The 530-nt window shown below is 48.5% G+C and carries 1 protein-coding gene; it reads left to right on the top strand.

What is annotated here, in order from left to right:
• The coding region (locus tag GMD6S_RS11650; RefSeq protein ID WP_000951230.1) for an AAA family ATPase at nt 1–530 on the top strand (530 nt) is incomplete at both ends.

The following is a 530-nucleotide window of genomic DNA, read 5'->3' as shown; positions in this document are numbered from 1 at the left end:
ATGGCGCATCGTTACTTGACCAGTCGTCACTTGCCAGACTCTGCTATCGACCTCTTAGATGAGGCGGCAGCAACAGTGCAAAACAAATCCAAGCATGTGAAAGCAGACGAATCCGACTTGACTCCAGCTGACAAGGCCCTGATGGATGGCAAGTGGGAACAAGCTGCCCAGCTAATCGCAAAAGAAGAGGAAGTTCCTGTCTATAAAGACTTGGTAACAGAATCTGATATTTTGACCACCTTGAGTCGCTTGTCGGGTATCCCAGTCCAAAAACTGACGCAAACGGATGCCAAGAAATACCTGAATTTGGAGGCTGAACTACACAAACGTGTCATCGGCCAAGATCAAGCTGTTTCAAGCATTAGTCGTGCCATTCGTCGCAATCAGTCAGGTATTCGTAGTCACAAGCGTCCGATTGGTTCCTTTATGTTCCTAGGGCCGACAGGAGTCGGTAAGACCGAATTGGCCAAGGCTCTGGCAGAAGTCCTCTTTGATGACGAATCAGCCCTTATCCGCTTTGATATGAGTGA

This window comes from Streptococcus sp. GMD6S (genome assembly GCF_000297015.1).
This window is presented reverse-complemented; position numbering and strand designations above follow the sequence as displayed.